17 protein-coding genes are annotated in these 23,833 nt (G+C 61.3%); 11 read left to right on the top strand and 6 right to left on the bottom strand.

The annotated features are described in order from the left end of the window. Window positions 1-114 precede the first annotated feature (114 nt). Together BLU46_RS22315 and metR are read left to right on the top strand one after the other, a co-directional pair. Window positions 115-5,691 (top strand): dermonecrotic toxin domain-containing protein, encoded by a 5,577-nt coding sequence (locus BLU46_RS22315; RefSeq protein ID WP_093205481.1) that lies wholly within the window; start codon window positions 115-117, stop codon window positions 5,689-5,691. A 97-nt stretch (window positions 5,692-5,788) separates the two neighbouring features. Next, window positions 5,789-6,706 (top strand): transcriptional regulator MetR, encoded by a 918-nt coding sequence (metR, locus tag BLU46_RS22310; RefSeq protein WP_017480097.1) that lies wholly within the window; start codon window positions 5,789-5,791, stop codon window positions 6,704-6,706. A gap of 48 nt (window positions 6,707-6,754) precedes the next feature. Here metR and BLU46_RS22305 read toward each other — a convergent pair whose 3' ends face one another. Then, window positions 6,755-7,165 carry an NUDIX hydrolase gene (locus BLU46_RS22305; RefSeq protein ID WP_063027392.1) on the bottom strand — a complete coding sequence of 137 codons (411 nt, stop codon included), beginning with the start codon at window positions 7,163-7,165 and terminating at the stop codon, window positions 6,755-6,757. A 48-nt stretch (window positions 7,166-7,213) separates the two neighbouring features. After that, a complete protein-coding gene (locus tag BLU46_RS22300) occupies window positions 7,214-8,560 on the bottom strand; it encodes an HD domain-containing phosphohydrolase (protein WP_063027390.1) in 1,347 nt (448 codons plus the stop codon). Window positions 8,561-8,817: 257 nt separating this feature from the next. Between BLU46_RS22300 and BLU46_RS22295 the strand changes: the two genes are divergently transcribed. The 4 genes from BLU46_RS22295 (at window position 8,818) to BLU46_RS22280 (ending at window position 14,914) form a co-directional block, all read left to right on the top strand. Beyond that, window positions 8,818-10,692: a putative bifunctional diguanylate cyclase/phosphodiesterase gene (locus tag BLU46_RS22295; protein ID WP_063027388.1), complete on the top strand. Its 1,875-nt coding sequence runs from the start codon at window positions 8,818-8,820 to the stop codon at window positions 10,690-10,692. 66 nt (window positions 10,693-10,758) lie between these two features. Then, window positions 10,759-11,706 carry a cytochrome-c peroxidase gene (locus BLU46_RS22290; protein WP_231988904.1) on the top strand — a complete coding sequence of 316 codons (948 nt, stop codon included), beginning with the start codon at window positions 10,759-10,761 and terminating at the stop codon, window positions 11,704-11,706. Beyond that, window positions 11,703-13,505, top strand: coding sequence for a DAHL domain-containing protein (locus BLU46_RS22285; protein ID WP_093205475.1), 1,803 nt, complete (start codon window positions 11,703-11,705; stop codon window positions 13,503-13,505). Before BLU46_RS22290 ends, BLU46_RS22285 begins: the two co-directional genes overlap by 4 nt. Before the next feature lie 2 nt (window positions 13,506-13,507). Then, a complete protein-coding gene (locus tag BLU46_RS22280) occupies window positions 13,508-14,914 on the top strand; it encodes an ATP-binding protein (RefSeq protein WP_093205472.1) in 1,407 nt (468 codons plus the stop codon). 25 nt (window positions 14,915-14,939) lie between these two features. Here the strand turns inward: BLU46_RS22280 and BLU46_RS22275 are convergent, their stop codons facing one another. The 3 genes from BLU46_RS22275 to BLU46_RS22265 all read right to left on the bottom strand — a co-directional run bounded on the left by BLU46_RS22275 (window position 14,940) and on the right by BLU46_RS22265 (window position 17,708). After that, window positions 14,940-15,212, bottom strand: coding sequence for a type B 50S ribosomal protein L31 (locus BLU46_RS22275; RefSeq protein ID WP_017480090.1), 273 nt, complete (start codon window positions 15,210-15,212; stop codon window positions 14,940-14,942). Window positions 15,213-15,312: 100 nt separating this feature from the next. After that, a complete protein-coding gene (locus BLU46_RS22270) occupies window positions 15,313-16,638 on the bottom strand; it encodes an APC family permease (protein ID WP_063027382.1) in 1,326 nt (441 codons plus the stop codon). 248 nt (window positions 16,639-16,886) lie between these two features. Beyond that, window positions 16,887-17,708, bottom strand: coding sequence for a carbon-nitrogen hydrolase family protein (locus tag BLU46_RS22265; RefSeq protein ID WP_093205470.1), 822 nt, complete (start codon window positions 17,706-17,708; stop codon window positions 16,887-16,889). A gap of 93 nt (window positions 17,709-17,801) precedes the next feature. On the opposite strand from BLU46_RS22265, the gene BLU46_RS22260 reads away from it, so the two are divergent. The 5 genes from BLU46_RS22260 to BLU46_RS22240 all read left to right on the top strand — a co-directional run bounded on the left by BLU46_RS22260 (window position 17,802) and on the right by BLU46_RS22240 (window position 22,159). Next, a complete protein-coding gene (locus BLU46_RS22260; protein WP_093205468.1) occupies window positions 17,802-18,566 on the top strand; it encodes a helix-turn-helix transcriptional regulator in 765 nt (254 codons plus the stop codon). A gap of 39 nt (window positions 18,567-18,605) precedes the next feature. After that, window positions 18,606-20,225 carry an FMN-binding glutamate synthase family protein gene (locus BLU46_RS22255; protein WP_063027376.1) on the top strand — a complete coding sequence of 540 codons (1,620 nt, stop codon included), beginning with the start codon at window positions 18,606-18,608 and terminating at the stop codon, window positions 20,223-20,225. 21 nt (window positions 20,226-20,246) lie between these two features. Continuing rightward, window positions 20,247-20,531, top strand: a complete 285-nt coding sequence (locus BLU46_RS22250; RefSeq protein ID WP_063027374.1) for a putative quinol monooxygenase — start codon at window positions 20,247-20,249, stop codon at window positions 20,529-20,531. Window positions 20,532-20,593: 62 nt separating this feature from the next. Beyond that, complete coding sequence (locus BLU46_RS22245) at window positions 20,594-20,890, top strand: cupin domain-containing protein (protein ID WP_093205466.1); 297 nt, start codon at window positions 20,594-20,596, stop codon at window positions 20,888-20,890. 144 nt (window positions 20,891-21,034) lie between these two features. After that, complete coding sequence (locus BLU46_RS22240) at window positions 21,035-22,159, top strand: OpgC family protein (protein ID WP_093205463.1); 1,125 nt, start codon at window positions 21,035-21,037, stop codon at window positions 22,157-22,159. Between the two features lie 45 nt (window positions 22,160-22,204). Here BLU46_RS22240 and BLU46_RS22235 read toward each other — a convergent pair whose 3' ends face one another. Continuing rightward, the gene (locus BLU46_RS22235; RefSeq protein WP_063027368.1) at window positions 22,205-23,617 is read right to left on the bottom strand and encodes an amino acid permease; all 1,413 of its coding nucleotides are present in this window, start codon (window positions 23,615-23,617) and stop codon (window positions 22,205-22,207) included. Window positions 23,618-23,833: the final 216 nt, after the last annotated feature.

Here is a 23,833-nt window from a genome sequence, read left to right as displayed (position 1 = left end):
AAGGGCGCCCAACGGTCATCCGCGTATCTATCTATCACCTCACGCCCTGGCCCCGCCTCTTTAATGGTGCATTCACCGGCAAGCCCGGTCTCACCAGAGCATGAACACACCATCATGAGTGACCTCACCCTACTTCCCCCGTCTGCCACCCTGAGCGACTTCGCCTCACCGTCGCTTCCAGGCCAGGCCCGTCTCCAGGACCAGAGCCTGTCCTTGCAAGCCTCCGCGCGCTGGCGCGAAAGCCAACAGGAGCTGCATCAACTGGTCGCCCAGGCGCCCGGCGTACGCGACTCCATCGAACAACTGCTCACAGAGCATTGGCAACTGGGCGCCGCACCGGTCGGCCTGGGTTTTCTCAAGACCGAAGATCACGACGAGCACTTCGTCAGCCTGGTGGATGCCTGGGGATTTATCTGCCAGTTTCCAGACATCTCGCCCACTCTGGATGCCCGCAGCACCGTAGTCGGCCTGGCGTCCCACCGCCTGTCAGCCCTCACGCCCGTGCAATTGCTCAAACGGCTCCAGGCACTGGGCCTGGGGAAATTGCTCAGCGCCCGCTGGGAGAACTATTGGAGTACCCGGGCGCCGGGTACGCCGTTGTCCCGTCGCGAGCGGGCGGCACAACTGTACTGCCAGCATTTCGAAGCCTGCGGGCAATCGGCCTATGCCCAGGGAAGGCTGAGTGCCCAACAACTGATCTCGTTGCAGACAGTGCTCAACCCGGTCACCCCCACCAATGGCGTACGCCCCGTCGAGACCTGCCAGCTGGCGTTGCTGCTGCCCAACCAGAGCAAGGTCAAATTGGCTGGTGCCTGGGTCATCTCCGTGGGCCAGGAGCCGCTGTCGACACAAACCCTGTACCTGCCCTGCCGGCAACCCGGCGTGATGGTCTTCAGCCAACGCAGCGACATGGAGCAGTGGCTGGTCGCAGCGCATCAGCAACTGATCCCGCCGGACGTTGCGGCTGACGCTGTCACCTTCGAATACAGCTCGCGCACCGCCCCCCTGGAGCACGGCATTCTGGACCTGCTGTCGCACCTGCACGCGGCTCAGCTGGAAAGCCTGCGCAACCGTCATCGCAATGGCAGTGACCTGGCCCGTTACGCTAGCCACGCCCTCGATGATGCCGACCGCCTGGACAGCCAGCGCCGGGAAATACCGATGCTTATCGCACCGCATCAACTGGCAGATACGCCCAGCCCGGACGCTGACGACCTGCCTCCTGCCCTGCCCTTCGGCCACCTCAGCGCCGACATTGCCCTGGGCCAACGCTGGGCCGCGATCAGGCAACAACGCAGTGCACTGGAACGCTTCCTGGGCGATGGCCCTGAGCAAACCGCCCGGCTGGCGCAGTTGAAGGGTTTGATGCAAGCGCTGAAAGACGCAGAGCAGGCCGGCAATGATGCCGCCAGCGGCCTGCTGGCCAAAAAAGCCGCCTTCGATCAACTTGAGCTGCGGCAAAAACCCAATCCGGACTATGACGCGCTCTATCAGGCGCGGCTCGCCGCCCTGCGCGCCGAAGGCGCCATCCAGCATGCGCTCCTGCAGATCAGCGATGAGGAACACCGCCTGCTCCTGGCCGTCACGGAACACCCCGCGGCCCCGGAACGCCGCCCGGCTGTCGCGGTGACCCGCCTGATACTCTCCAGCCGTGACCCAAGGGAAGGTCCCGAGGAGCTGACAGGCCTGTTGCTCATCACCCAGACCAGCGCCCTGAGCTCTTCGGCGCCCCACAGCCTGTTGCTGTACTGGCCCGGCAATGCAGGGGGCCTGCAGCGTTTCGAATCCCGCCAAGCCCTGGAACACTCGCTGTTCAAGCTGTCGAGCGAAGCGCAAGGCGTCACCCTGCAACTGTCGCTGCTGACCGGCGACCCGATTGAATACTCGTTGCAACAGCAGCTGTACGCCAGCGAACAACAGGCGTATGCGCTGATCTCCCTCTTCCCGGTGCCTCCGTTCGCCCAGGAGCGGGCCGAAGGCCTGGACAAACTTAAAGAGCAAACCCTGTTTACCCTGCAAACCCCGGTGTGCCCGGCGCGCGAACTGGCGTACGGACAACTGCTCGAACAACAACGCAGCACCACCCTGGCCGCGTCATTGCCTGGGGAGTTGAGCCAGTTGCCGGCAGATGAACGCCTGGCGCTCAAGCACCTGATACACGCGCAGATCAGCGCCCTGCATCGCTCGCAGCAATTGCTCGAGCGCGAGCTGGAACCCTTCGACGACTTCGGCCAGCGCCGCCTGGACCAGCGCCTGCGCGAAGACTTCCAGCTTGAACACGCCTGGTCGGTGCAACTGGACCTGCCCGACGCGGTCAGCCAGGAGCGCGAATACCTGTCCGAATACGCGGGCCCGGGTACACCGTTCAAGTATGTGACGGTGCCCAGTACCCGCCGCAGCACCCTGTCGTTGTTGCAACTGGCCCAGCAAAACATCGACCCGACGCTGGCCCAGCGCCTGACCTACATGAAGCTCGATGTCACCGGCCCCAATGCCCTTGAAACCACCCGGCTGACCACCGGCCTGTCCCTGGAGTACCTGAAGACCCTGGTCAAGGAACTCGACCTCGCCGGGGCCTACGAAAGCTTGATCACCCGCACCTTCCTCGGTGATCCCGCGGCGGCGCCTTTCACCACCCAGCACCGTCGCGAATGCCTGACCGAGCCGCTGCGCCTGATGCTCATGCTGCAAGGTAAACGCGCCCGGGCGCTGGGGCGATTCGACGACAACGATCTGCGGCTGCTGAACATCGCCATCGACGCCGACAACGCGGGTGCCTGGCAGGCGCAGGGCAAGAAAATCGTGCTGCTGCCCGCCACGCTGAGTGCGGGCGGTGAAGATACCGACTTCGGTCCGACCACCCTGTCGGGGGCCACCTTCATCCAGGAACAAATCTCCGGCACAACCCTGCTGTACCTGCCAAACAGCCCGGACAACCAGGACCTGCGGCGTTACCCGAGCCTGGAACTGGCCCGCAAGGCGCTCTACGACCTCAGCCTGGTCAGCGGCATGAGCGCCTACCTGGCCGGCCTGGCCATCAAGGGCAACACCGCCGCCCACCTCGCCCGGATCGCCCAGGCCCAGCAACGGAATTTTGATCCGATCTTTGCCGTCGGAACCCCGTGGCCGGCCACCACGTCGCTGGCCGCCCATTTGCTGAACGCCCATATGGGCCGCGTCATAGAAGCGCATCGCGCGACCTCGCGCTCCAACGCGGCCTTGTTGCTGGAGCAGAATGCGCTGCGCGCCGGGCTGATTTTCAACTACCTGAAAATCGCCCTGGGGCTGGTGCCCTTCGTGGGCTCGGTCGTCGCGTTGTATGACGCCTGGTCCAGTGCCAACCTGGCCACTGCCGCGTTCCTGCGCGGGAATGTCGGCCATGGCCTGGCCGAGGTCGAGGCGGTGCTGTTGTCGCTGATCGACTGCGCCATGGACATTCTGCCAGGCAGCCTCGCCTTGCCGGTCAACGCCCGCGCCGCCACGCGCCAGCGCCAATTGCGCCATCTGGCCAGCAGCGCCGCCAGCCTGCACCTGCCCTCGGTCACCCAGGCTCGACGGGCGGCACAGCGTTTCGCCGGTTATGAATACGAAGGGGTGATCTCGCTGGCCGGGCTGCAACCTCAACCCCACGGTTTTTATCGCAACGTGTACCGGCATACCGAAGGCGACTTCATCGTGCGGCGCGGGCGCATCTACCAGGTTGAGCTGGCCGGCGATCCGCTGGACTGGCGCCTGAGCCCGACCCGCAGCAAAACCTACAAGCAGCCGATTGCCCTGGATGAAAACGGCGAATGGGACACGCACTACGGCGTCTACGGCAGCGCATTCAAGGGTGGCCTGGCGGGTGGCGGCAGCGTGCTCGGGCATATGGCCGAAGTGCTTGATCCGATCTGGCCCCAGTCGATCCGTGATTACTTGCCGCGCTGGTGGACCGACCGCGCCCTGCGCCGCCAACAGGCGCTGGCCAACAGTATCAACAGCCGCGAAGACCTGATCGCGCTCTCCATTAACCGAACCGAAGAACTGATGGCCCGCACCGACAGCGCAGGCCCGGCGATCCGCAGATCCTTCGAGCAGGACATCGAGCTCTACAGCCGCCAGTATCAGGAACTGACGGAGTTCGTGCCCTTTACCAGCGGCAACCGCCAGCGCGCGATCAGAGAGGACATCAGCCGCAATGCGGCGCGCCTGACCCTGACCACCCTGAACCGGGCGCGCTATCACTTCAAGCAGATCGAGGCACGGGTCCTGGAGCTTGGAACCCATAACATGACCGCCATCTCCCCCGAGGTTTTCGACACCCTGGCAATCATTCCCGCCATGCTGGAGATCCTGCGGCAGCGTAAAAGGATCAGCAGCGAGATTCTGCGTGACCTGGACCGGATCGATGCCGACTTTTCCCAGTTCAACCGCTGGTTCGATCAGGTAACCGATGCCGCCCACCGTACCCGGCTAAGCCCGATGCTGGAGCAATTCCGACGTACGCTCAATGACAGCTACCGCACGCACCTGAAATTGTTACACCGCTTCGATACCCTTGAGACTTACCCCGAAGTTGCCGAGCTGTCTTGGTTCTACTTGCGGGCCCAGGCCCGGGACAGCTACGCCAAAGTCAACCGGGCATGGGCTTCGCATTTTGAACTGCCCAACGCCAGCGCCAACATCACACAGCGGCGCAAGGTGCTGGAAGACTGCATACAGGCCTATGAACAATTCCGGCTGACCATCCGCACCTGGAACCTCGGTTACCCGCAGCATTTCGACCAGGCCCAACTCAGCGCGTTTTTCGGCGACATCGACCAGATGATCGAACTGGCTCGCCGCGCCATCAAGGAGTCGCCGGCAAGCCGCCCACCGGCCGGGCAACCTGTGCGGCGGGTATTCGACACCGAGGACAATATTTCCCTGGTGGGCACCGAGAGCATCGACCCGCAAACCCAAGCCACCACTTACCGGGTTGAGAGCGCCAGAGGGCGCGCCGAGACCTGGGTGAAGGGCCCCGGCGGCAAATCCCGACTCAAGGACAGTGCTGCCTCGGAACCTGCGCCTCCGGAGTCCAACGTCAAGCCGTTCGTGCTAAGCGAAGCCAGGACTCGCCTCGACAACGTCGCGCAGTACGAAAGCCGCGCCATCGCCTACACCGAGCAAAAAATGCTGCCGGTGGACCTCGAACACCTGCTGGTCAGCGAAGCGGCCGAGTTGAACCTGCGGGCCAATCGCCTGGAACGCCTGGACCCCACCGAAGACCTCGTGCGCCAGCTGCGGGCCAAGGCCGCGGAGCTGACCATCAAAGGCCGCAACCTGCGAATCCGCCAGACCCTCGCCAGCAAAACCCCCACCGAAGGCTATCTGGACTATCTTCGCGAACAGCGGGTGGTGGAGATCCGCAAGGGCGAGCCGGCCCGCAACCTCAATGAAGGCAAGAAAGGGCGGGCGGATTTTCTTCAGGAATACGTGGTTCAGGACCTGACACAAACGCCGCCCGCCACCCTGTGGTATGCGCACTTTCATTACGACAAGGTCGGGGCGCAGTTCGACGAGTTCACCAAGGCCCACTTGAAGATTCCCGAGCAGCGCAACCTGGGTTTGCAATGGCAAGTCGCCCAAGCGCAAGCCGGGGCCACGGTGGACCCTATCTGGCGCGGCAATATCGGGCGAGCGCTGGCCACCCGGCACTTTGCCGGGGTGTGAAGGCGGCGCGACTTGAGCACGACGGTCGACAGGCATAACAACATGAGACAAACTCAACCGATCCGAATTTGTCACAAGTTATATTCATGGAGACCCCGTGCTCGAAATCCGCCATCTCAAGACCCTGCACGCCTTGCGCGAAGCCGACAGCCTGGTGGAGGCCGCTGAGCGCCTGCACCTGACGCAATCAGCGCTCTCCCACCAGTTCAAGGAGCTTGAAGAACGCCTGGGCATGCAGCTGTTCGTGCGCAAGACCAAGCCACTGCGCTTCACCAGCGCTGGCCTGCGCCTGCTGCAACTGGCGGATGCCACCCTGCCCTTGCTGCGCGGCGCCGAACGCGACATCGCACGCTTGGCCGGCGGCACGGCCGGGCGTTTGCACATGGCCATCGAATGCCACAGCTGTTTCCAGTGGCTGATGCCGACCATCGACCAGTTCCGCGACGCCTGGCCCGAAGTGGAACTGGACCTGGCCTCCGGCTTCGCCTTCGCGCCGTTGCCGGCCCTGGCCCGTGGCGACCTGGACCTGGTGGTGACCTCAGATCCGCTGGAACTGCCGGGCATCACCTATGTGCCGCTGTTTACCTACGAAGCCATGCTCGCGGTGGCCAACCAGCACCCGCTGGCGAACAAGCCTTACATCGTGCCCGAAGACCTGATCAGCGAAACCTTGATCACCTACCCGGTGGAACGTGATCGCCTGGACATCTTCACCCGCTTCCTGGAACCGGCCGACGTGGAGCCGGCCCAGGTGCGTACGTCGGAACTGACGGTGATGATGATGCAGTTGGTGGCCAGCGGTCGCGGCGTGTGCGGCATGCCCCACTGGGCGCTGCATGAATACAGCTCCCGGGGCTATGTGAAGGCCAAGCGGCTGGGAGAGAAAGGTTTGTTTGCCACGCTGTACGCCGGGATTCGCGCCGACATGCTGGACGCGCCGTACATGCGTGATTTTCTGCTGACGGCCAAGGACACTTCGTTTTCGACCCTGGACGGCGTCAGCGCCGTACGCTGATAAATAGCGGATACCTGTGGCGAGGGAGCTTGCTCCCTCGCCACAGTTTCAGGCACCCGTTAGAGAGGAACGGTAGAACGGTAGAATCAAGTCCCGAGTCAGCGGCGCAAGCTGCAAACCGCCGTCGCCGGCCGGGTCGATCCAGCGCACCTCTTCAATCTCGGCAGCCGGTGTCACCGCCACGTCGATGTGCACCTGGAACAACTCGGCCTGCACCACAAACCCCGGCTCATTCGCCGCCGGCGCCGAGAACTGGCCGAGGTACACCGCTGCCGCCGGGTCAATACGCAGGCCCAGTTCTTCGTGCAGCTCACGGGCCAGAGCCTCGGCAGGTTGCTCGCCGGCATCGATTTTGCCGCCTGGCTGCATGAAGGCCTGGGTGCCGCGCTTGCGTACCAGCAGGGTCTGGCCGTCGCTGCCGATCAGCAGGGCGGCGGCGATGCGAATGGTGGAGGTCATGGGAAGGTCGCCTTGAATACAAAGGCGCAAGGATCCCATGAACCGACATCAACCCGAAAGCAGCGCCTCATCCGGCTCCTTGATAAACACGCTGTACTTCGCCCCTTCCATGGCTTCGAACGCAATCAGCTTGTCTACCAGCGGCAGGTTCAACACCTTGCCGGCGTTGAGCAGCAGCATGCCGTTGTCGGCGTTGAGGTTGCGCGCCAGCACCATGCCTTCGGCGAGTTCGCGGGTGGTCAGGACCTTGACCGACGGATCGCCCAGGGTCACGTCACTGAGAAACGCCGCGCAGGCCTGGATGAAGTCTTCCACCATCTCCGGGTCGTAAAGGCGCCCGGCATATTTACGGATGTAAAGCAGCGCTTCGTCGCTGTTCATCTGCCGCTCAAGGATCAAGCCGCGTTGCAGTTCGATGAAATCCACCGCCAGTTTCAACAGGCGCGAGCCCAGTGGAATTGCGTCGCCCTTGAGGTGGTCGGGAAAGCCAGTGCCATCCCAGCGTTCCTGGTGATGGCGGATCAAGCGCGCCGCGTCTTTCATCGGTTCCAGGGTCATCAGCAACGATTCGCTCTGGGTCGGATACGCCCGGTAGCGCTCACGGTCGGTGCTGTGCAGCAGGTCGCTGGGAGAGACCATCATGCTATCGCTCCAGCTTAACTTGCCGATGTTGTAGAGCGCGGCAGCCATGGTCAGGTCGCGCGCGCTGGCTTCGTCCATGGGCTGGAACTTGCAGTACACGCGGATCAGTTCGATCAGTTGGCGGTTGGTCTGTTTTTCCTTGGGCAGCCGCAGGTTGGCCAGCAGCGAAAACACCTCGGTACCGGTCACGTAGCTGCGCTTGAGTTCATCGTAGGCCAGGTCGAGCATGTCGGCGGTCTGCTGCAGCTCGGAAGTGCGCGCCACCACGCGTTTTTCCAGGGTGGCATTAAGCGCTTTCAACTGGTCGTTCTGCTCGCGGATCAACTGCTCAAGGCGCAGCCGCTCGCGCTCGGAATGCTGGTGCTCCAGGGACTGGCGCAAGATCAGGAGCATTTCCTCGTCATTCCAGGGTTTGCTGATGTAGCGGTGGATCTGCCCTTCGTTGATCGCCTTGATCATCATGCTCATGTCGGCGTAGCCGGTCAGCAGGATGCGCGTGGTAGCCGGGTACAGCCGATGGGTCTCGGCCAGCAGCATCGCACCGTCCATGGCCGGCATGCGGGCGTCGGTCATGACCAGGTCGATGGGCCGCGCGGCCATGATTTCCAGGGCCTGGGCGCCACTGCCGGCCAGCAGCACGTCATAGGGTTGGCCGCGCAGCAAACGGCGAAGGCTGTTGAGAATCGACTCTTCGTCGTCGACCAGCAAAATCGTGGGGGTGTAGGGGGCAGTCGTTGCAAGTTGCTCGTCCATGGCGACACCTCCTCTCAATGACACAAAATTGCACCATTGCGGCCCGTCGTCATCAATCGCTGTACTTGCAGATGCATTGGGCGCTAGATGAATGCGGGGGTAACTGGCGTTGATTTGACGCCAACCGGCCGACTTATTCAAGGGAGCCGACTATGCTTGTGGCAAGAAGCCCATGACCGCCCCTGTTTACCGATGCACTCAAGGTAAGGAAGCCACATGCGCCAGAATATGCAGTTGAGCGCCTCCCGGAACCGCTCGTGAACCCGCGCTCCGCGAGGGCCAATCGGCGGATCCTGATCGTCGACGACACCGCGTCGATCCACGAAGACTTCCGCAAGATCCTCGAAGCCGACACCAACGGCGGCCAATCCCTGGACAGCATCGAAGAGACTCTGTTCGGCACCGCCCCGGCCGTGCGCCAGACGTTCCTGCTGGACTCGGCCTATCAAGGCGAGGAAGCGCTGGCCCTGGTGACCAAGGCCGTGGCAGCCAACACCCCCTACGCCCTGGTCTTTATCGACATGCGCATGCCGCCGGGCTGGGACGGACTGGAGACCATCGAGCAACTGTGGGCGATCGACCCCCACCTGCAAATCGCCTTGTGCACGGCCTACTCCGACTATTCCTTTGAAGCTATCGAAGCGCGCCTCAAATACGACGACCAACTGCTGATCCTGAAAAAACCCTTCGACAACCTCGAAATCCGCCAGATGGCCAGTGCCCTGACCTGGAAATGGCAGCTCACACAGGATGCCGCCCTCAAGCTGATGGGCCTGGAACGTACGGTGGAGGAGCGGGTGCAGGAGCTGCTCAAGGTTTCGCACCTGTTGCAATACGACGCCCTCACCGACCTGCCCAACAGCACGCTGCTGGGGGACCGGCTGACCCAGGCCATCGCCGCTTGCCGGCGCCATGACACCCAGCTGGCGGTAATGTTTATCGGCCTGGACCGCTTCAAGCGCATCAATAACGCGCTGGGCCACCCAGTGGGCGATGAAGTGCTCAAGCAAGTCAGCCAAAGCCTGGTGGCGACAGTGCGCGAGTCGGACTCGGTGTTTCGCTACGGCTCCGACGAGTTCGTGCTGATCCTCAACGACGTTCATCATCCCCAGCAAACCCAGCACATCGCCGAGAAAGTCCTCAAGGTGGTCAGCCACATCCGCTACGTGGCCGGCCACGACCTGAGCGTCACCGCCAGCCTGGGCATCAGCATTTACCCCAATGACAGTTTCAGCGCCGTGGAATTGATCAAGAAAGCCGAAACCGCCATGCACGCCGCCAAGGATCACGGCCCGAATGACTTCAGCTTTTTCATCGATGACATGAACCGCCACGCCCAGGAACAACAAAGCCTGGAGACCGCGATTCGGCTGGCCCTGCAACGCAACGAGTTTGTCGTGCACTACCAACCGAAACTGGACTTGAACAGCGGGCGAATTGTCGGCGCGGAGGCCTTGATTCGCTGGTACCAGCCCGATCACGGCTGGGTCTACCCGTCTGCCTTTATCCCAGTGGCCGAGGACAGCGGCTTGATCGTGCTCCTGAGCCAATGGGTGCTGGGCCAGGCCTGCGAGCAAGCGCAAGCCTGGCAGGCAGCCGGCATGGCCCCGATTTGTATTTCAGTGAACATCTCGGCCATCGATTTTCGCCAGCGGGATTTTGTCGCCAACCTGGCGGCCATCCTCGAGCGCACCCACCTAAAGCCCGGGTTGCTGGAGCTGGAGATTACCGAAAGTGTGCTGATGCAAAACGTCGAGGAGACCCTGGTTACCTTACGCGCGATCAAGACCATGGGGGTGCGCCTGGCGGTGGATGATTTCGGTACCGGCTATTCCAGCCTCAGCTACCTGCGGCGCTTTCCCATTGATGTGCTGAAAATCGATCAATCGTTCGTTCGTGGCTTGAGTAAAAACACTCAGGACGCACAACTGATCAGCGCGATTATCAGCCTGGGTAAAAGCCTGGACCTGAACATCATTGCCGAAGGCGTGGAGACGGTTGAGCAACTGGACTTCCTCAGGGCTCACCAGTGTGAAGAAGGCCAGGGTTTCCTGTTCAGCAAAGCCGTGGCCGCCGATGAATTCGCCCAGTTCATGCAAGCCGGACAACGCACCCTGATGCCCAGCCAATAACCTTCTTCCCCAAGGAATCATCGCTTGAGCGACGCCACGCCACGCAATGTTCACCGGTCTTCATGGGTGCCCGGGCTCACCATCCTGTTTTGGCTGGCGACCTGCCTGCCCGTGATGGCCGCGCCCCTGGACGAACCGCTCAAGCCGCTGCCACCGATACCGCAACTGGATCCGGCAACGGTGGAGCTGGGGCGCCAGTTGTTCAACGAAACACAACTGTCGGTCAACAACACCAAGTCCTGCGCCAGCTGCCATGACCTGCAAACCGGCGGCGTCGACAATCAGCCGTTTTCCCTGGGGTTCGACGGCAAGCCCGTGGCGCTCAACACCCCGACCGTGTTCAACGCGAGCCTGAACTTCAAACAATTCTGGAACGCACGGGTCGACACTCTTGAGGCGCAGGTAGAACAAGTGGTCACCAGCCCCTTGGAAATGGGCAACGACTGGAAAACCGTGATCCAGACCTTGTCGGCGCTGCCCCACTATCAGACCACCTTCCAACAGATCTACCCCGACGGCATTACGCCCGCCACGGTGCAAAATGCCCTGGCGACCTATGAACGTACCCTGCTCACTCCCAATTCGCGCTTCGACCAATACCTGCTGGGCAACACCGATATCCTCACCATTGAAGAAAAATACGGCTACCAGCGTTTCAAGGAATACGGCTGCATCGCTTGCCATCAGGGCGCCAATATCGGCGGCAACATGTACCAGAAATTCGGCGTGATGGACGATTACTTCAAAGCCCGTGGCAACCCCACCGAAGCCGACCTGGGACGCTACCTGCTGACCAAGGACGAGGAAGACCGCAACGTGTTCAAGGTGCCCAGCCTGAGGAATGTGGCGGTCACCGCCCCGTACTTTCACGACGCCTCGGCCAAGACCCTCGAAGAAGCCGTCGACGTGATGTTCAAGTACCAGTTGGGGCGCATTCCCTCCGCTGAAGACAAGACCCTGATCGTGCTGTTTCTGAAAACCCTGACCGGCGAATGGGCAGGCAAGCCCCTATGAAGCTCTCCCGCCGCGCCACCCAGCTCATGCTCAGCGCCATGACCCTGATACTGGCCTCGACCCTGGTATTCCTGTACCTCAAGTCATCGAGCGAACAGACCACCTACACCGAATCCCGCGACCTGATCCGCGAAATCAAGCAACTGAACTCACAATGGGACAGCGAAGTGCTCAAGGCCAGGATTGCCCTGACCCACAACTACGACCCCTTGGTCGCCCCCCTCAAAGAGATAAACGACCTGTGGGCCCAGCTTGAGCGCCGCGAGTCGCAGAACACTCACGAAGACCCGGCCCACTGGCAATCCAGCCAGGATGCCTATCGCCAGGCAATCCAGGAAAAGGCCCGGCTGGTGGAGCAATTCAAGTCCCACAATGCGGTACTGCGCAACTCTCTGGCCTTCCTGCCCACGGCCGAAGACGATATTCAGGCGCAGTTCCTGGCACTCACCGACGGGGACAAGCTGCTTCAGCAAAGCATCGCCACCGACACCTACGACGTACTCCTGAGCAGCCTCGAATTCGCCCAGGTGACCAGCGACGACAAGGCCGCCGACATTCTGGTGGGCCTGAACAAACTGGCGATCAATAAACTGAGCCTGCCCGAGTCGTTCCAGGTGCCGGTGGAGATTCTCAGCAAGCATATTTCGCTGATCCTGCGGGAACAGCCCGTGGTCAACGACCTGCTCGAACGCATCGCCGCCGTGCCGCTGGCCGATCATCTGGACGACCTGACCAACCAGCTCAACCAGGACCAGGCGGCCGCCGACCTGCTCGACCAGAAATACCATCGCTACCTGCTGGTGTTTTCGACCTTGTTGGTGGCGCTGCTGCTGTACCTGGCGATTCGCCTGTTGCGCAGTTTCGCCGAGATCAACCGGGTCAACCGGGCTTTGCATGTGGTCAACGAAAACCTTGAGCAACGCGTCGAGGAGCGTACCCGGGAACTCAAGGATGCCCAGGGTGAACTCCTGGACAGCGCCCGCCAGGCCGGCATGGCGGAAATTGCCACCAACGTGCTGCACAACGTCGGCAACGTACTCAACAGCGTGAATATCTCCGCCGAGCTGGTGACGCGCAAGCTGCGCACCAGCAAGGCGCTGGGGCTGGGCAAGGCCATGCAGTTGATCAACGAGCACCGCCGCGACCTGGGGACCTTTCTCACCGAGAATGAAAAAGGCAAGTTGTTGCCCGATTACCTGAACCAGTTGGTCGACGCCATCGCCACTGAACAGCAGGGCCTCACCGAGGAACTGGCGCAACTGAGCAAAAGCGTCGACCACATCAAGGACATTGTTTCCACCCAGCAGTCCTACGCCGGCGCATCCACACTGCTGGAGCCGGTGCATATCAGCGCCTTGATGGAGGATGCGTTGCGCATGAATTCCGGGGCCCTGAGCCGCCACCATGTGACCGTGGTCAAGAACTACCACGACGTCCCCGAGATCATGGTCGACAAGCATCGGTTGCTGCTGATCCTGGTCAACCTGATCAGCAACGCCAAGTACGCCATGTCCAACCTCACCGACCGCACCCGGCAAATGACCCTGACGGTGCTGCCGCTGGACGACGGCACCTTGCAGATCAGCGTCAGGGACGAGGGCGAAGGCATACCCGCAGAAAACATGACGCGAATCTTCACCCACGGTTTTACCACCCGCAAGGAAGGCCACGGCTTTGGCCTGCACAGCTGCGCCCTGGCGGCCCTGGAAATGAAGGGCCGCCTGACTGCCCACAGCGATGGCCCGGGCAAAGGCGCGTTGTTCACCTTGCTCATCCCCCTTGATCCCGCACGGACTTGAGCATGAATAAACCACCAAACCGGCGAATCTTATTGATCGATGACACCCCGTCGATTCACGAGGACTTTCGCAAGATTTTGATGCCGCCCGTCGACGCGAACCACGAACTGGATGAGATGGAAACTGCGCTCTTCGGCGACAGCGCCAAACCCCAGGCCCTGGCCTTTGAGCTGGATTCGGCCTACGGCGGCCAGGAAGGATTGCAGTTGCTGTGCCAAGCCATGCAACAAGAGCGTCCCTACGCCCTGGCCTTTGTCGACATGCGCATGCCTCAGGGCTGGGACGGCGCGCAAACCATCGAAGAATTATGGAAAGTCGACCCGCAACTGCAAGTGGTGGTGTGCACCGCCTACTCCGATTATTCCTGGGAAGAACTGCTGTTTCGGCTGCAGGGCCATGACCGCCTGCTGATCCTGAAAAAGCCTTTCGACAACATCGAAGTCCAACAGATGGCTAACACCCTGGCCGCCAAATGGGACATGGCCCGACGTGCGTCCCTGCAAACCAGTCACCTGGAGCATCTGGTGGAGCAACGTACCCATGCATTGACCTTGACCAGCCAGGCGCTGCAGCTGGAAATCGATGAGCGCAAGCAACTGGAAAGCCAGTTGGTGCAGTCGGAAAAACTCGCGTCCCTGGGCCAGCTCGCGGCGGGCATGGCCCATGAAATCAACAACCCGGTGGGGTTCATCTCCTCCAACCTGAGCACCCTGGACGGCTACTTCAAACAGTTGCAACAGATGCTCGACGCCTATCAGCAGGCCGAAGAAGCCCTCGCGCCCGGTGAATGCCTGGCGCAATTGCAACGCCTGCGCAAGGCCATGGACCTGGAGTTTCTCAAGGAAGACATTCCGATTCTGATCCACGAATCCAAGGACGGCATTGGCCGCGTGGCCCGGATCGTCAAGGACCTGAAGGATTTCTCGCGGGTCGACAACGACGAGAAATGGCAGTGGGCAAACCTGCAACAGGGTATCGACTCAACCCTGAACATCGTCGCCAGCGAACTCAAGTACAAGGCCGATGTGGTCAAGCGTTTCCAGAAGCTGCCGGACATTGAATGCCTGGCCTCGCAGCTCAATCAGGTGGTGATGAACCTGGTGATCAACGCCGCCCAGGCCATGGGCCCGGAACGCGGCACCATCACCCTCAGCAATGGCGTGGAGGGCGACCAGGTCTGGCTGGAAGTGGCGGACACCGGCTGCGGGATCGCGCCGGAGACCGTGCAGAAGATCTTCGACCCGTTCTTCACCACCAAGCCGGTGGGCGAAGGTACAGGCCTGGGGCTGTCCCTGTCGTATGGCATTGTGAAGAAGCATCACGGGACCATTTCAGTGAACAGCGAAGTGGGCAAAGGCACGACGTTTCGGGTGGTGTTGCCGATTCGCCAGACGACAGATCCCCTGTAAAGGCAATCCTCTACAGGGGACAGGCTCAGGCTTCGGCGTTCTTCGGGCTCGAACCAAACGACGCAAACCGTTTGTTGAAGCCGGCGATGCGGCCTTCGGATTGGGTCTTGCGCTGCTGGCCGGTGTATACCGGGTGCGAGGCGCTGGATACGTCGAGGAGCACGTAAGGGTAGGTGTTGCCGTCGCTGTGCTTCTGCGTACGGTCGGTTTCCACCGTGGAACCGATCAGGAAGAAAACGTCGGCGGCGGTGTCATGGAACAACACGGTGCGGTAGTCGGGGTGGATACCAGGTTTCATAAGGCCTCCGGGGCGTCTGGGTGAACATCAAGTGTTATACAGTAACACAAATGATGCACCCAAACGAGAACCGATTGCAATAAGAATAGACCCCGAGCTTCTATGCGGCTTCCTGAAAGTCCATTTCCGGCGGCTGTTGCGAGAAGCCCCGCGTCAGGAAACCCAGGTACACCAGGCCAATCGCCAACCAGCTCAGGCCCAGGTAGATCGCCAGGTGATCGAGGCTGACCATCAGCCACAAATCCGCCACCAGGCCTATGGTGGGGAACACCACGAACAACACCAGCTCCCGCAACCCGCGCTGCTTCGCGCCGATCCAGTAGTGAAAGATCACCGACAGGTTCACCAGGCTGAAAGCCAGGAACGCGCCGAAGTTGATGAACGAGGTCGAGGTGGTCACGTCCAGTCTCAACGCCAGTAACGCAACCACCGCGCACAGCAGGATGCTGTTGACCGGCGTGCCGAAGCGCGCATGCAAGGTGCCGAAGAACGACTTGGGCAACACCCCGTCGCGCCCCATCGCAAACAGCAACCGCGAACCACTGGCCTGGGCCGACAAACCTGAAGCGAACTGGCCGACGATCAGGCCGATCAGGAAGATCGACACGAACAGGTCGCCGCCAATGTTGCGGGCAATCTCGTAGGCTGCGGAGTCCACGTCGGTAAATTCGAACGATGGGTGAGCGATCTGCACGAAGTACGACACCCCAACAAAGATCAGCCCGCCGATCAGGGTGATCAGCATGATCGCCCGGGGAATGGTGCGGCGCGGGTCACGGGTTTCTTCGGTCAGGGTGCTGACCGCGTCAAAGCCCAGGAACGAATAGCAGGCGATCGCTGCGCCGCTCATGATCAACGGCATTTGCATCTGGCCATTGAAGAACGGGGTGATGGTCCACAGCGGCTTGCTCGCATCACCGCCGATGTAGTGGATGCACAGCGCGACGAAGGCGATCAGCACCAGGAACTGCACCAGCATCAGCAAGGCGTTGATGCCGTTGGCGAGTTTCAGGCCGATGATGTTGATCACGCTGGTGACACCGATAAACGCCAGTACCCAGACCCATTGGGGCACTGCCGGAAAGGCCGAATGCAGGTAGGCCGCGCCGATCAGCCAGATGGCCATGGGCAGGAACAGGTAGTCGAGCAACACCGCCCAACCGGCGATAAACCCGAGCTTGGGGCTGATGGCCTTGCGCACATAGCTGTAGGCGGAACCGGCCACCGGGAACGCCGAGGCCATGCGGCCGTAGCTCATGGCGGTGAAGAACATCGCCACCAGCGCGGCCAGGTAAGCGGCCGGGACCATCCCGGCGGTGGATTGCGCCAGGATGCCGAAGGTACCCAAGACAATGATCGGTGTCATATAGGCGATGCCAAACAGCACCACCGACCCTAGCGACAGGGTGCGTTGCAAACGAGCCATGAGCGATTCTCCGCGCAATTATTAGAGTTATGGCAGGACTGAAGTCGGTGCAGCGAAAGCTATTTTTATGGGTGGGAACAGTATTTCTGGTTGTAATGAAGCGAGTTCCCTGTGGGAGCTGTCGAGCTTCAGCGAGGCTGCGATGACGTCAGCACAGTCACTATTGATAGCGTTTGACCCACCGCTATCGCAGCCTCGCTGGGGCTCGACAGCTCCCACATTGGATCTCCTGTGGTAGGGAATCGGGGTCAGGGTTTCGGGATCAATAACTCCCGCGTTCCGCCCGTGCGCTCAATCACCTCCCCCGGCAATTTCAAGCGCTGGTCATCCAGGTAGCGATAATCCTGTCGTGCCGCCGCCAGTTGCCCCAGGTCCAGTTCAACCCTGAATTGCCCTTCCTCGCGCCCGGCTTCGAACAGCAAGCTGCCAAACGGGTCCACCAGCGCACTGCCACCGGCAAACATCAGGCCGTCGTCGCCCTCTTCCACCCGGTTGACCATCAGTGCAAACGCCTGATTTTCCTGGGCGCGGGCCATGATCGCGGTGCGGTGGGTGGGGCCGTACGGGTCCATGTTGCCGTTGGTGACGATCAACACTTCAGCCCCCAACTGCGCCAGGGCGCGGGCGGTTTCCGGGAATTCGATGTCGTAGCAGATCAGCAGGCCCACGCGCACGCCGTTCCACTCGCAGGTGGCGTAGCGGTCGCCGGGAGTGAACACGCCGCGGTCCGAGGCCCACAGGTGGGTCTTGCGATAGCGCAGGGCGATACCGTCCGGGGTGATCATCAAGGTGGTGTTGTAGAACTGGCCTGCGTCGTTCTCGGCCATGCCGATGACAACGGCAATATTGCGCGTGCGCGCCGCCTGGATAATCGCCTGGACGGTCGGGCCCTCCACCGGCTCGGCCACCTCGGCCACAGTGCCGGCGGTCGGGAAGCCCATCAGGTGGGTTTCCGGGAATACGACCAATTGGGTATCCGCCGCACACGCAGCAATCGCCGCCAAAGCGCGCTCAAGGTTGTAAGCTGTGCCGTTATCGCGGCCTGCCAGTTGGGCAAATTCGACCTTCATGGTTATTCCTTGTTCTTTATCTGTGGCGCAGTATGCGCAGCCGCGAACACTCGGGAAATCACGCAGCCGGGTTAACCCTATGGGGGTAGATGCATGACATTGTCGCTGGAAGACATCGCCTGGCACCGTTCGGTGGGGCAGATGATAGACGCCCTGGACCAGCCGAATTTCTGGACGCAGCTGGTCCGGTTGCTGGACCAATATGTGCCGTTCGACAGTTGGGTGGTGTTGCTGTTCAGCAGCGAGCACAAGCCCCTGGTGTTCGCCGAATGCCCGGGCCAGGACGGTGAGCCGGACCATCTGTTCCAGGATTACCTCAACGGCTTGTACCTGCTCGACCCCTTCTACATCGCCAGCCGTGAACACTCGCGCACCGGGCTGTTTCGCCTGGCCGAAGTGGCCCCGGAGCATTTCGAGCTGACCGAGTACTACCAGCGCTACTTCCGGCTGAACGTGGTGGCCGATGAAATCCAGTTCAACTGCCAGCAACCGGACGGGCGAACCTTATGCCTGTCCCTGGGCTCCAAACAGCGCTTTGACCCGCAGCAGATTGCCCTGCTGTCGCTGATTCAGCCGTGGGTGCTGGGCTTGCTGCGCCAACGCCTGCCCCATGAACTCAACCAGGTGAGCGCCCCGGAGCCGCCGATCCACAACGATGGCTGGGGCGCGCAACTCACCGCGCGGGAGCTGGATGTGGGCCGTTTGATGCTCAGTGGTTGCTCCAGCAAGGAAATCGCTCGTAAGCTGGAAATCTCTGTTGAAACCGTGAAAGTCCATAAGAAACACATGTACAGCAAGCTGGGGATCAAATCCCAGTCGGAGCTGTTCTCGATTTTTCTGCAGGCGCAAAACGCCTGAAAATCGTATTACTGATGAGTGGAACCTAAGGAAAACCGTATGAGCCTGTCGTTACTAAGCCGTTACGCGTTCTTTGCCGCCTGCGTCATTTTCACCCTCGCCAGCATGCCGTTTATCGAACACGAATGGGTGTGGCCGATCGCGACGGTCACCGGCATCCTCAGCCTGATCGGCATTTTCGACCTGCTGCAAAGCCCCCACGCGGTGCGCCGCAACTACCCGATCCTGGGCAATATCCGTTACCTGGTGGAAGGCATCCGTCCGGAAATCCGCCAATACCTGCTGGAATCCGACAGCGACGCCCTGCCCTTTTCCCGGGCCCAGCGCTCGCTGGTCTATTCCCGCGCCAAGAACGAAAGCGCCGACAAACCCTTCGGTACGCTGATCGACGTGTATCAGTCCGGCTTTGAATTTATCGGCCACTCCATGCGCCCCGCGCCGTTGAGCGACCCCAGCGCGTTTCGCGTGATGGTCGGTGGCCCGCAGTGCAAGCAGCCGTACTCGGCCTCGGTGTTCAACATCTCGGCCATGAGTTTCGGCTCGTTGAGCGCCAACGCGATTCGCGCCCTCAACCAGGGTGCCAAGCTCGGCAACTTCGCCCACGACACCGGTGAAGGCAGTATCAGCCCCTATCACCGGGAAAACGGCGGCGACCTGACCTGGGAACTGGGCAGCGGCTACTTCGGTTGCCGCACCAGCGCCGGCCTTTTCGACCCGGAACGTTTCGCCGTGCAGGCGCAGAACCCGCAAGTGCGGATGATCGAAATCAAGATGAGCCAAGGCGCCAAACCGGGCCACGGCGGGATCCTGCCCAAGCACAAGGTGACCAAGGAAATCGCCGAGACCCGCGGCATCATGATGGGTGAAGACTGCATCTCGCCGTCGCGCCACAGTGCGTTTTCCACCCCCATCGAAATGATGCATTTCATCGCCCAGTTGCGTGAACTGTCGGGCGGTAAACCGGTGGGCTTCAAGTTCTGCCTGGGCCACCCGTGGGAATTCATGGGCATCGCCAAGGCCATGCTGGAAACCGGCATCCTCCCGGACTTCATCGTGGTGGACGGCAAGGAGGGCGGCACCGGCGCCGCGCCGGTGGAGTTCACCGACCACATTGGCGTGCCGCTGCGTGAAGGCTTGTTGTTCGTGCACAACACCCTGGTGGGCTTGAACCTGCGGGACAAAATCAAGCTCGGCGCCAGCGGCAAGATCGTCAGCGCGTTCGACATCGCCAGCGTCCTGGCCATCGGCGCCGACTGGGCCAACTCGGCGCGGGGTTTCATGTTCGCCATTGGTTGCATCCAGTCGCAAAGCTGCCACACCAACAAATGCCCTACCGGCGTGGCCACTCAGGACCCATTGCGCCAACGGGCACTGGTGGTGCCGGACAAGGCCCAGCGCGTGTTCAACTTCCACCGCAACACCCTGAAGGCCCTGGCCGAAATGCTCGCCGCCGCCGGTCTCGATCACCCATCGCAGCTATCGGCCAAGCATTTGGTGCGACGTATGTCGGCCACCGAGATCAAGTTGTTCTCACAGTTGCATGTGTTCCTCAAGCCAGGTGAATTGCTCACCGGCGAAGTGAACGGCGAGTTTTACTCGCGCATGTGGCAGATGGCGCGGGCCGATAGTTTTGAGCCGAATGAAATCGCCGCAGCCTGATCTGTTTAACGGAGCGATACGATGCTGAAAGTGATTGCCGAAGACTTCATCAAACCCGAACACCTCGACACCGTGCGCCCGTGGTACGCCGAACTGGTAGAGAAAACCCGCCAGGAACCGCTGTGCATCGCCTACGATCTGTTCGTCGACCAGAAAGACCCCGGGCACTTTATCTTTGTCGAGCAATGGCCCGACCAGGCCGCGCTGGATGCGCACTGCCAGACGGAGCACTTCACCCGCCTGGTGCCGCAGATCAACCAATACGAAGCCAAACCCTGCCGGGTTTTGCTGATGGACGCGTTCTAAGCCATCCCTTTTGCGCCTGAACCGGACCACCGAACGGCATCGTTGAAACAAGGAGCTTCACCATGCCGTTACTGGACTTCACCGCCATCGCCGCACAACTTCCGGACACCTGGAAATCCACCCGCCTGGGCCACGTCGGCCCGGCGCGGATCAAGGTGCTGCGCATGGACGCACAGGCCTATGAAGAAGAAACCCACGACTACAACGAAGGGCTGTTGGTGATCGACGGCCTTTTGCGCCTGTCCATCGGCGAGCAGGCCATCGACGTCGTCGCCGGTCAGATGTACCTGGTGGAAGCCGGCATCGCCCATGCGGTACTTGCCGGTAGCCACGGCACGCTGGTGATCATCGACGTTTAAACGAAGCGATGAGACATTCAGCAAAAAACTCAGCTTTGCAATTGCTTACAAATACCGCCAACCTGCGCCCCGCCCGACGTACGGCTCGACAAAAGCCGTCGTCCGCTTGTCACTACTAAACCCTTTGTTCAAGAGCACGCTGCCATGCTGAACGGACGCGACCCGCGCATCGATTTTTTTCGGGGCCTGGCGTTGATTTTCATTTTCTGGGATCACGTGCCCCACAACCCTCTGGGCCAGATCACCCTGCGCAACGTCGGTTTCAGCGACGCGGCGGAAGTCTTCGTGTTTTTGGCCGGTTATGCGGCGGTGCTGGCCTACGGCAAGATCCTGCAGCGCGACGGTTACTTGATCACCTGCGTAAAGATTTGGCGACGCACCTGGGTGCTGTACGTGGTGCATATCTTCTTGCTGGCGATGCTGATGGGCATCGTGTTCTTCGCCAACAGCCATGTGGAAACCCGTGACCTCGTTGAGGAGATGGGCCTGACGCACTTCGTCACCCATCCCCAGCAAGCGTTGGTGGATGAGTTGCTATTGCGCTTCAAGCCCAACCTGATGGACCCGCTGCCGCTGTACATCGTGCTGCTGGGTTGCTTGCCGCTGGTGCTGCCGTTGCTGTTGCGCAAGACCTGGGCGGTGGTGGCTGTTTCGCTGGCGGTGTACCTGCTGGCACCGCACCTGGGCTGGAACCTGTCGGCGATTGCCGACGGCGTGTGGTACTTCAATCCGGTGACCTGGCAGTTGCTGTTTGTGCTGGGCGGTGCGGCGGCGATTCATGCGCAGCAGCCACGCCCCGCAGAAACCCGTGGGCTGTTGCGTCAGCCGCTGTTCGTGGCTGCGGCGGTGTACGCGCTGGTCGCGGGGGTTCTCACGCTCTCGTGGCGCTGGCCTGAAATCCACGATGCGCTGATGCCATCGGCACTCAGCGACCTGCTGTACCCCATCAGCAAGACCGACCTGTCGCCGGTGCGTCTGCTGCACTTCCTGGCCCTGGCCTATGTCACCGCCAAACTGTTGCCCGGCCGCGCCTGGACGCAAAACTGGCTGGCACAACAAACCTGCCGCATGGGGCGTTACTCCCTGGAAGTGTTCTGCCTGGGGGTGTTGCTGGCGCCCCTGGCGGACATGATCAATGCGATCACCGGCGATGCCTTCGCCATGCAAATCTTCACCGCACTGGTAGGCGCAGGGCTGATGGCGTTGCTGGGGGCCTGGCTGGATTTGAACAAGCGGCTCACCCAACCGGCACGCATCGCCACCGCCTGAAAAACAAAAAGCCCCGAAAGGGGCTTTTTGTTGAGCGCGGAACAATCAGCTTGCGGCGCGCGCCGCAGCTTGGGTGGGCTGCAACTTGAACACGTAGAACAACACCGTCAGCACCACCAGGAACGCTGGGCCAACATACAGCGCCACGCGGGTATCCGGGAAGTACGCCATCAACCCCACCACCAACACCAGGAACGCCAGCGCCAGATAGGAGCTGACCGGGTACAGCCACATACGGTATTTGAGGCCGTCACGTTCGGCCTGGGTCAGGCTCTTGCGGAACTTGAGCTGGGCCAGGAGGATCATCAGCCAGGTCCAGATCGCACCAAAGGTGGCGATGGAGGTGACCCACACGAAGACTTTTTCCGGGACCATGTAGTTGAGCAACACGCCCAGCAACAAGACGAAGATCGACAGCAGCAGCGCCTTGCGCGGCACGCCGTTGCTTGACGTAGTACCGAACGTGGCCGGGGCCTGGCCATTCTGCGCCAGGCTGTAGAGCATGCGCCCGGTGCTGAAGATACCGCCGTTGCACGACGACAGCGCCGCAGTGATCACCACGAAGTTGATGATGCCGGCGGCAGTCTTGATACCGAGGCGCTCAAAGGTCATCACGAACGGGCTGCCCTGGGTGCCGATTTCGTTCCACGGGTAGATCGACAGGATCACGAACAACGCACCGACGTAGAACAGCAGGATGCGCCAGAACACCGAGCCGATGGCACTCGGTATGGTCTTCTGCGGGTTCTTCGCTTCACCGGCGGTGAGGCCGATCATCTCCACGCCCAGGTAGGCGAACATCACCATTTGCAGGGACATCAACACGCCCTGTACGCCGTTGGGCATAAAGCCGCCGTGGGTCCACAGGTTGGAAATCCCCAGGGCCACGCCATCGTTGCCGAAACCGAATGCGATGATGCCAACGCCGCCGATCACCATGGCAATGATGGTGACGATCTTGATCAGCGCGAACCAGAACTCGAACTCACCGAACGCCTTGACCGCGATCAGGTTGATGGTGCCCATGCTGACCAGCGCGCCGAGGGCCCAGATCCAGCGTGGCACATCGGGGAACCACACGCCCATGTAGACGGCGACGGCGGTGATTTCCGCGACACAGGTCACCAGCCACAGGAACCAGTAGTTCCAGCCCGTGAGAAAGCCCGCCAGCGGGCCGAGGTAATCCTGGGCGTAGCGGCTGAAGGAGCCGGCCACCGGGTTGTGCACGGCCATCTCACCGAGGGCGCGCATGATCACCAGGATCGCCAGACCGCCGATGATGTACGACAGCATGATTGCCGGGCCGGCCATTTCAATGGCCTTGGCCGAACCGAGGAACAGGCCGACACCGATACAGGCGCCGAGGGCCATCAGGCGAATATGCCGTTCGCCAAGTTCGCGTTTCAGCGGACCGCCCTGAGCGGTCTCGCCTTGGGGCAGGTGATTGCCAGCGGGCATAGGGATACAACCTCGTCTTGTTATTGGATATGAGCCACCGAGTCCGGAGCGTCGTGGCGGGTGCGCCATGGCGTACCGTTTCCGGTTCACCTTTTGGGTAAAACGGTCTGGCCAAGCCAGATCAGCGGGGGTGCAGTATAAAAAGCTAAACCCAGGGGTTTTCACTCTATAAACGGCAAGATTCAGCGGGAACTCTCGGTAAACACGCCTTTTGCG

It is taken from the genome of Pseudomonas yamanorum, from assembly GCF_900105735.1.
In the GTDB taxonomy this organism is placed as follows: domain Bacteria; phylum Pseudomonadota; class Gammaproteobacteria; order Pseudomonadales; family Pseudomonadaceae; genus Aquipseudomonas; species Aquipseudomonas yamanorum.
Note: the sequence above shows the minus strand (reverse complement) of the source record. Positions and strands in the feature narration are given on the sequence as shown.